The organism is Corallococcus sp. Z5C101001, assembly GCF_007352635.1.
GTDB lineage: Bacteria > Myxococcota > Myxococcia > Myxococcales > Myxococcaceae > Corallococcus > Corallococcus silvisoli.
The window spans coordinates 212,916-220,820 of sequence record NZ_VKLU01000016.1 but is presented as its reverse complement, the minus strand read 5'-3'; the positions used below and the strand labels follow the sequence as shown (position 1 = coordinate 220,820).

Here is a 7,905-nt window from a genome sequence, read left to right as displayed (position 1 = left end):
TTCCGCAATCCATTACTTCTTGGGCTTGCTATTTGGTTTTCAAAGACCGAGCCGCTTGTCCTGCCTCGCGACTTTTGTTACCGTTGCTTCGTCCCGCTTGCCAGTTTCTTTCCGACCGGCGGGGCTGCAGCTTCTATTTCAGTCCGCATCCGCCGTCAACTTCGCTTTTGCGTCCTGCGGGCTTCTTCGTTTCCCCGGCGCCGTCCAGTGACTTCCGCCGGTTTCTCGAAGGGGAGCGGCTTCTACTTCTTCGCCAGCATCCCGGTCAACCGCTTGTTGTCAGCTTTCCTCACCGCATTTCGTCCGAGTGCTGCCTTCCGGACTTCTTCGGTGGGGCGCGGCTTCTACCTCTTCGCCGCTTCCGCCGTCAACTTGCTTGTTGACTGCCCTATTTTCTTGTCGGAGATACACCTCTCCTCGAAGTACCTTCCGCGCCAGTGCGCGGGCTTCGAAGCGAGGGGCGCGGCTTCTACCACCGCCGCCTTCTGAGTCAACCCTTTCGGCTTGGCTCGTGCTGATGATCGGCGTCCGCGTTTGCTGCCCGCTTCCGTCGAGGGGCGCGGCTTCTACCACCGCCGCGTCTACTGTCAACCGCCCTGCCGTTGCTTCCCATTCCCGTCCAACACCGCCACCTGCTCCGCCTCCCATGAGGCGGCAACCCACACCTACACCATCAACGCCCGCTGTGATCGATGTCGATTCATGCTGCTTCCCGCACAGCTGTCCGACCTGCTGCCTTCGGATCCATCTTGGGCGGGACACGGCCTTCACTTCGCCGCGTTCAGGGTCACCACCTGCTTCGACCCTTTTTGCTTCATCCCCGTGCGCTCGTTCCGAAGCCGTGAGGCGCCGGTCCGTTGCGCGGGGGGGTCCACTGTCTAACGCTTCGGTTCCGTGCCGTCAAACCTTGAATGATCCGGGCCTGATCATTCCTTCGGCACCGCCGGGGATATGCGCACGCCGTCCCCAGGTGTGAACCCCTGTCTCCCGCCTTCTTCTTTCCGCCTTATCTCCCTCGGCGTGCCGCCTGCCCCTCACTCGGTGGGGCGGCGCTTCGTTAGGGGGGCTCCTCGCCAGCGCGTCCCAAAGAGCCCGTCTCCGAGGGGAAACGTGATGTTGAAGTTGTGGCGGCCCATCCGGCTCGGGTCGTGATGGACCTGGTGGTGCCTCCGGAGAAACGGGATGCCAGGCAGCTTTGCGCTCCAATGGTCGCCTGGCAGGTGCGTGGCGAAGTGCACCCACTCGTACGCGAGGTAGTACCCCAGCGCCGTGGCCCCGAAGAGCCAGCCCGCGTTGGCGGAGATCAGCAGGAAGCAGAGCGCTCCCAGCGGCGCGGCGACAGCGCCCAGGAAGAAGAGGAGCAGCACGGGCGGGAAGAGCACCATCTTGAAGTCCCGGCTGGACTCGTAGGCCATCGCTTCGTGGGTGAAGAAGCGGTGGTGCTGGGCGGTGTGGCGCTCGAAGAGGAGGCCCAACCCCCGTCTCCGGTGGTGCATCGGGCCCCGGTGGCCCAGGAATTCGACCGTGTTCGCGAACACGACCGCCACGGGGACCCCCAGCAGCTCCCAGAGGTGGGGGGCCTCCACCCGGCTCAGGGCCAGGGAGACTCCCCCGAGACAGACGAGGCTGGTGAAGGCGAAGTGGGCCCACCCCCTGTAGCCCGGTCCGATGGCCCGGGCCCGGTACTGCGCTCGGAAGGCCTGGACCAGGCGTGGGACGGGGGGCGGCGCCATGCGCTCGAGCGTAGCGCGCCCCTCTCCACCGCCGTCCAGCTAGGAGCGCTTCGAGCCCTTCCCCTCCGGGCCTGATTCCGGCGCCTCGTCCTTCCGGCGCGCGAGCGACTTCTGCAGCTTGCGCATGCGGTCCAGGATGAGCGTCCGCTTCAGGCTGGAGAGGTGGTCCACGAAGACGTGGCCATCCAGGTGGTCGATTTCGTGCTGGAGGACGTGCGCGAGCCGCCCTTCCGCCTCCAGTTCGTGCCACTGGGCCGTCCTGTCCTGGTAGCGGACCTTCACGCGCTCGACGCGGGGGCACTTCTCCCACACGTCCGGCACGGACAGGCAGCCCTCCTCCAGCTTCACGCTCCCCTCCTTGGATAGCAGCTGGGGGTTCACGATTTCGAACTGGGTGCCGTCCTCCCTGCCGACGATGGCCACCCGCAGGGGCACGCCGACCTGGTTGGCGGCGATGCCGATGCCCTTGGCCTCCGCCATGGACGCCGCCATCTCCTGGAGGAGCGTTTCGAGCGCCGGGCCAAAGTCGATCACGGGCTGGGTGGTCGTGGTGAGAACCTTGTGGGGCCAGATGACGATGTCGCGAGCCATGCGCCCGTACTTTGCCACGCGTCCCCCCCGTTGCTGAGCACTTCCGGCCAGTCCCGGTCCGGCGGCGGACGGCCTCCGGGCCTCGAGCGCGGCGCCCGGCGGTTCTGCTAGACGGGCGGGATGCACCCGCACTCCCAGCTCATCACCGACTTCTATTCGGCCTTCCAGCGGCGCGACGCGGACGGCATGGCCGCCTGCTACCACCCGGACGTGGAGTTCAACGACGAGGTGTTCCAGGGACTGCGCTACGCGGGCGCCACCTCCATGTGGCGCATGCTGCTGGAGCGCGGCCGCGACCTGGAGCTCACCTTCAGCGACGTCCAGGCCGACGACCGCGCCGGCCGCGCGCACTGGGATGCGCGCTACACCTTCAGCCAGACGGGCCGGAAGGTGCTCAACCGCATCGACGCGTCCTTCGAGTTCGCCGACGGCAAGATCATCCGCCACCACGACCGGTTCCCCTTCTGGACGTGGTCGCGGCAGGCGCTGGGGCCCGTGGGACTGGTGCTCGGGTGGACGCCGCTGCTGCACAACAAGGTGCGCGCCCAGGGCGCCGCGGGCCTGCGCAAGTACATGCGCGAGCGCGGCATCCAGGGCCCCTGACGCTCACCCGCCCAGGTCGAGCTGCCTCAACATCACGGGGCCACGGGCACCCTGACGTGCCAGGGTGGCCTCGCAGCGCACCTCGCCCATCCAGTCCGTGTAGCGCAGCGACGCCGTGCCATCCGCGTGCAGCCACAGCGTGGCGTGACCGTGATTGCCTCGGTCCTGGCGCACGCCCGTCCACTCCGGGAAGCGCGGCCGGGATTCGAAGAAGCGCACCGGCGCCACCGGGTGCTCCGGCGCGTCCTGCCGGGCGTAGGGGAAGCCTCCGTGGCCCAGGCTCGCGCCAAGGAAGGGCAGGCCCGGGGCCCGGTCATACAGCGCGCCCCCTCGGGCGCCGCCCCAGCACCAGAGGTCCACCCATTCGCGCCCCACCACCAGGGCCTTCAGGTCCTCCGACACGAGCGGAGCCAGCCGGACCGGGTCCTCTGGCCCGTAGGGCGCCGCGTGGCTCAGCAGGATGTTCATCGCGCCTCGCCTGCGGCCCTCCGACAAGCGCTGCTCCAACCACTGCAGGAGCGCGGGCTCGCGGTGGCGGCCCTCCTCGAACCAGGCGGTGTCCAGGCCGATGAGCTGGAAGCGCTCCGCGGCCAGGCAGAAGTAGCTTCCCTCTTGAGGGTGACGGGGGCCGGCGCCCCGCCGCTCATCCAGGTAGCGGAAGTAGGCCCCCGCTCCCGAGCGCATCTCCGGCGCCGCGTTCAGGGTCAGCAACGTCGTCGTCGCGAGCAGCGGCTCCAGGGGGCGTGCCACGTGCGCGTCGAACTCTCCCTGGCGGCCCGCGTAGAAGACGCCGCCCAGGTGCACCGCGCAGTCCAGGCGCTCGCCCCGCATCACCAGCTGCCGGGCGAGGTATCGCGAGGCGTACTCGCCCGTGCCGAAGTCCGCGAAGAGCGCCACCTCCACCGGGTGCCCCCGCTCCGGCTCCCGCAGCGGGTACACGAAGCGGCTCTTCGCCCCGAAGTGCCAGCGGAACGGGGCCTGCCGCGCCGCCGCGCCCTGCTCCAGCCACACCGGGCCGCCGAACAACAGCCACCCGCGCAGGTCCGCCCCCGGCTCGAAGCGCGTGCGCGTGGGGTCGATGGGGATCTCCTCCGTCCTCAGCGGGAAGGTGAAGTCCGCGGGCAGCCCTCCCGCGCCCTGCCGGCCGTGCCGCCCGGCCGCGTCCAGGCGCTCCTCCAGTTGGCCCGGGTCCGTGAAGAGCAGCTCGAGCTCGTGTAGCACCTCCACGAACGCGCCCACCGTGACCCTCGCGCCCAGGCCGCTCTCCGTCCAGCGCAGCACGTCCTCCGGCTCCCGCAGGAAGGCCGCCTTGAGCGCCTCCAGCTCCTCCGGCCCCAGGATGGGCAGGTCCGTGTCCACCAGGGGAACGGAGTCCGCCCGCCGCTTCGCCGGAGCCTCGGCTTCATTCGCGGGCGGCGCGGCCTTCGCGCCCGCTGGCGGACGGTAGCCGAGCGACTCGTAGAGTGGATTCCACCTGCCTTCCATGCGTCCCCCTCGCGATGCCATCGGATGCCCAGGGACGCATTCTCCCAGGCAACCCCGACATTCCCGCGCACCCCGGGGTGCCGGGAGGGGCCGGCTCGCCGCTCAGGGGTTGGGGGTCCGGAAGGTGTACAGCGTGTAGTACGAGCCGGTGGCGAAGCCGGGCAGCCTGAGCGGGTTGAACACACTCAGGTTGGACAGCACGCCGCCCACGAAGCCCGGCGGTACCTCCACCAGCTTGAGCGCGCCGCCGGCGAGCACCACGCCCGCCTGGGGCTGGTCGTTGCTCACCAGCGTGCACACCCCCGACGCGGTGAAGCCACCCACCGGCAGGAGGAAGCGCGCGTGGAAGGGCACCTGCGTGCCCGGGGTGAAGGCCCGGTCCGTCAGCCGGAAACAGGCCGTCGCCGTGCCCACCCTTTCGTAGCCGCCGTCCGTCACGGCCCTGCCGTCCACCACGCGATGGACGGGCACGTAGAGGCCCGCGCCCAGCTTCACGGTGGGCTCGAAGGGAGCCGCCGCGCACACCGCCTCATCCGGCGGCGTCGCGGCGTCCTCCTGCGAGCGGAACGCATACACCCACTCATCTCCGGACTGCAGTCGCACCGGGGCCCCTGCCTGTTCCCGCGACATGTTCGGCTCCATTCCCAGGTGAGGGGCGTGCTCGGGTCACTGCCAGGACAGCGCGTACTCCGTGTCCACCGTTCCGGTCTGACGGCCCTTCACCTGCACGCCCCGGGCGCCCAGCGCCTCGATGACCGCCTGGAGCACGCCCTCGTGGTACGCGGGCGGCATGAAGTCGCGCTTCATCAGCAGCCGGCCCGCGCGGTCGCCCTGCCACTCCACGCTGCGCTCGCCATAGCTCACCGCCGCGCGGTAGCCCGTGGGCAGGTTCGACACCAGCCGCTTCGGGCTGTCGCCCGCGAGCAGCAGCAGCGTCTTGCCCGCGGCCGACGACAGGAAGTCCGTGGTGGCCTGCGTGCCCATCTTGCGCAACATCGCGTCGAAGCCGCCCAGCTGCGGCCCCATCAGCTGCGCTCCCGCGAACGACAGCTTCAGGAAGCCCGACACCGGGTAGTTGAAGAAGTCGACGAACTTCTTCTCCGAGGACGCCGCCAGACACTTCTCCACGGCCGCGTCACCGCCCAGGATGCGCACCGCGTTCAGCGCGCCGTTGAAGAACATGCCTCGGGCCGTGTCATCCGGAGTCGCCAAGGCCAGGCGTTTGTCCAGGTCCTGGGCCACGGCCGGATCCAAGCCGACCACTTCCTTGCGCTGCTCACTCATAGAGGGGAAAATCTCCGGGGGGGAGGAGATGAACACCCGTGCGCGCTACAGCCGCACGAGCTGGGCGCCATAATGAACGTTGGCGCCCACCGCCGCCACCACCACCAGGTCCCCACTGCCGAGCGCCACGCGCCCGTGCTCCAAATCGTCCGCCAGCAGAATCAGCATCCCCGCCGCGGACGTATTGCCAATGCGATCCACGTTGCAGGCCACGGCCTCCTTCGGAAGACCCGCGCGGGTCACGAATGAATCCATCACCCGCTTGTTGGGCTGGTGGAAGTAGTAGCGCTTCACCTGCGCGCGCAGCTCGGGCGTCGTGAGCACCGTGTCCAGGCACTTCTGCATGTACTCCGGGTAGCTGCGCGCCACCTTGAAGCCATCCACCACGAAGGCCATGTCGGATGGGCGCGTGCGACCTGGCTGGTAGGGCAGCTTCAACATGCCGCCCCCCCGGCGCGTCACCAGCTCCGCGTACGCGTTGCCAGAGAAGGAGGAGAGGATGCCCGGGCCGGCTTCGTCGCCCTCCTGCCTGCGCAGCACCACCGCGCCCGCGCCGTCCCCGAAGACATACATGGACAGGTAGGCATTGAGCGCCTTGGGGCGACCCGGCGTGGGCGGGAGCTCGTCCGTGTAGACCTCCCGGTTGAGCAGCGGCGAGGTGAACGCCGAGGCCACCACCGCCACCGTGCGGAAGCGGCCGCCCTCCATCATCTTGCGCACCAGGTCCAGCACGTAGGGCGTGCCGCCGCAGCCGTCGTCCACCACCAGCGCGAACGCGTCCTCACGCAAGCCCAGCCGCTCATGCAGCGCCATGGCGTCGTGGTTGAAGTGCGGCGCGTCCGGGGTGCACGTCACCACGAACAGCGCGTCCAGCTCCTTCGCCTCCACCCCGCCGCGCGACAGCGCCTGGCGCAGCGACAGCTCACACATGTCCGTGTTCGTCGCCGGGTAGAAGCGGCCCAGCACGTCGTCCGGCGGGGGGATGGCCCGGCCCGTCTCGTCGTCGAAGTCCCAGAGGAAGCGGCGCTCCCGGATGCCAATCTTCTCCTCGATGCGCTCCGCGGACCAACCGGGGATGGCCCGTGCGATCCGCTCGTTGCTGATGGTCCGCGCTGGGACGAAGGAACCCGCGCCCACCACACAAACCCGTTCGGTCATTTCCGTGGCCTCGTGATTTCACAGCCTTGCCGGACGGGATGGATTCCCTGGCAAGGATGGATAGAGCACGTTCCAGGCCAATTCCTAAGCCCTTGGAAATACGGAGTTTCTCTGGCTGGCCACGTCAATCGTGAAGTACAGGCCAGGACAGAAGAGCCCCCTGAGCCTGATAAATCCGTGGGATGCGCAACGCTTCAAGAGTGAAGCAAACCACGTGGAATGAATCACACGCGAGGTGGGGCTTCACTTCGAGTGACCGCCGAAAGCACGCGCGGTGTCTACTATTGGCTGAAGAATGTCAACGGATTGCTGAGCGACAAGGGTCCGCCGCTCCGGAGCGGCGAGCGGCGGACTTCGACGACGGGCCCGCCGCGCCTCCCCCCCGTTTCAGCAGGTCGCATTGGGCCCCGCCCTCACTACGCGGGGCGCGCGGAATTGGATTTCAGCCCGTGAGTCACCCGAACGGATGACCCGGCTGTTCAGAAGGGGATGTTGTCGTCGTCGTTGGGCGGCGGGATGTCGCCGTCGTCCGGCGGATTGCCGTAGCCGTAGCCGCCCCGGCCTCCGCCACCGCCGCGGGGCTCGCCCCCCCCGCCGCCACCCTCGCCGCGCTGGCGGGCGATCTCCGCCTCGATGGAGGCCAGGAGCTGACGCTCCTTGTCGTGCCAGCGCGACTTGCTGGGGTCCGCCAGCGAGCGGCGCGCGCCGTTCGCGTAGAACTCCAGGTCCTGGAGGCTGGCGCCGTAGACGGGCGCGCCCTTGCTGCGGCCGTAGTTGGGGAGAAGCATGCCGTCGCCGCCGCCGCCACCGGACGGCGCGCCCGAGGACGCGGGCCGGCGGGCCGCAGGGGCCGCCACCGGCGTGGCGCTCATGGACAGTTCGCCCAGTTGCAGCGTGAAGCCTTCGCCGTTCCTGTACGCCGTGCCTACCCGGACCTGCTCCACCTGACCATCGGGACGGCGGACCGCGACGGTGACTGGATATTGCTCGCTCATGCGGCCCGGATTCACACCGGCGCGGGCCTGCTGTCAACCGAAGGAAGCACCGCGTG

The 7,905-nt window shown here is 69.1% G+C and carries 9 protein-coding genes; 2 read left to right on the top strand and 7 right to left on the bottom strand.

Annotated features, from left to right (window positions below; translation table 11 throughout):
- On the top strand, positions 1-489 hold a 489-nt coding region (locus FOF48_RS36640), incomplete at its 5' end, for a hypothetical protein (RefSeq protein ID WP_186002149.1).
- Between the two features lie 545 nt (positions 490-1,034).
- Here FOF48_RS36640 and FOF48_RS31595 read toward each other — a convergent pair.
- Complete coding sequence (locus tag FOF48_RS31595; RefSeq protein ID WP_143907790.1) at positions 1,035-1,733, bottom strand: sterol desaturase family protein; 699 nt, start codon at positions 1,731-1,733, stop codon at positions 1,035-1,037.
- Positions 1,734-1,772: 39 nt separating this feature from the next.
- Complete coding sequence (gene def / locus FOF48_RS31590; protein WP_143907789.1) at positions 1,773-2,324, bottom strand: peptide deformylase; 552 nt, start codon at positions 2,322-2,324, stop codon at positions 1,773-1,775.
- Between the two features lie 120 nt (positions 2,325-2,444).
- Here def and FOF48_RS31585 point away from each other — a divergent pair, with 120 nt between their 5' ends.
- On the top strand, positions 2,445-2,927 hold the full coding sequence (locus FOF48_RS31585; RefSeq protein WP_143907787.1) for a nuclear transport factor 2 family protein: 483 nt from the start codon (positions 2,445-2,447) through the stop codon (positions 2,925-2,927).
- Between the two features lie 3 nt (positions 2,928-2,930).
- On the opposite strand, the gene FOF48_RS31580 is transcribed toward FOF48_RS31585, so the two are convergent.
- The 5 genes from FOF48_RS31580 to FOF48_RS31560 form a co-directional block, all read right to left on the bottom strand.
- Positions 2,931-4,412: a hypothetical protein gene (locus FOF48_RS31580; protein WP_143907785.1), complete on the bottom strand. Its 1,482-nt coding sequence runs from the start codon at positions 4,410-4,412 to the stop codon at positions 2,931-2,933.
- Positions 4,413-4,514: 102 nt separating this feature from the next.
- The gene (locus FOF48_RS31575) at positions 4,515-5,042 is read right to left on the bottom strand and encodes a hypothetical protein (RefSeq protein WP_143907783.1); all 528 of its coding nucleotides are present in this window, start codon (positions 5,040-5,042) and stop codon (positions 4,515-4,517) included.
- Positions 5,043-5,078: 36 nt separating this feature from the next.
- Entirely contained in the window at positions 5,079-5,696 is a 618-nt protein-coding gene (locus FOF48_RS31570) for a DUF2378 family protein (RefSeq protein ID WP_255442886.1), read from the bottom strand.
- A gap of 45 nt (positions 5,697-5,741) precedes the next feature.
- Positions 5,742-6,854: a 3-oxoacyl-ACP synthase III family protein gene (locus FOF48_RS31565; RefSeq protein ID WP_143907781.1), complete on the bottom strand. Its 1,113-nt coding sequence runs from the start codon at positions 6,852-6,854 to the stop codon at positions 5,742-5,744.
- A 479-nt stretch (positions 6,855-7,333) separates the two neighbouring features.
- The gene (locus FOF48_RS31560; RefSeq protein WP_143907779.1) at positions 7,334-7,849 is read right to left on the bottom strand and encodes a hypothetical protein; all 516 of its coding nucleotides are present in this window, start codon (positions 7,847-7,849) and stop codon (positions 7,334-7,336) included.
- Positions 7,850-7,905 lie beyond the last annotated feature (56 nt).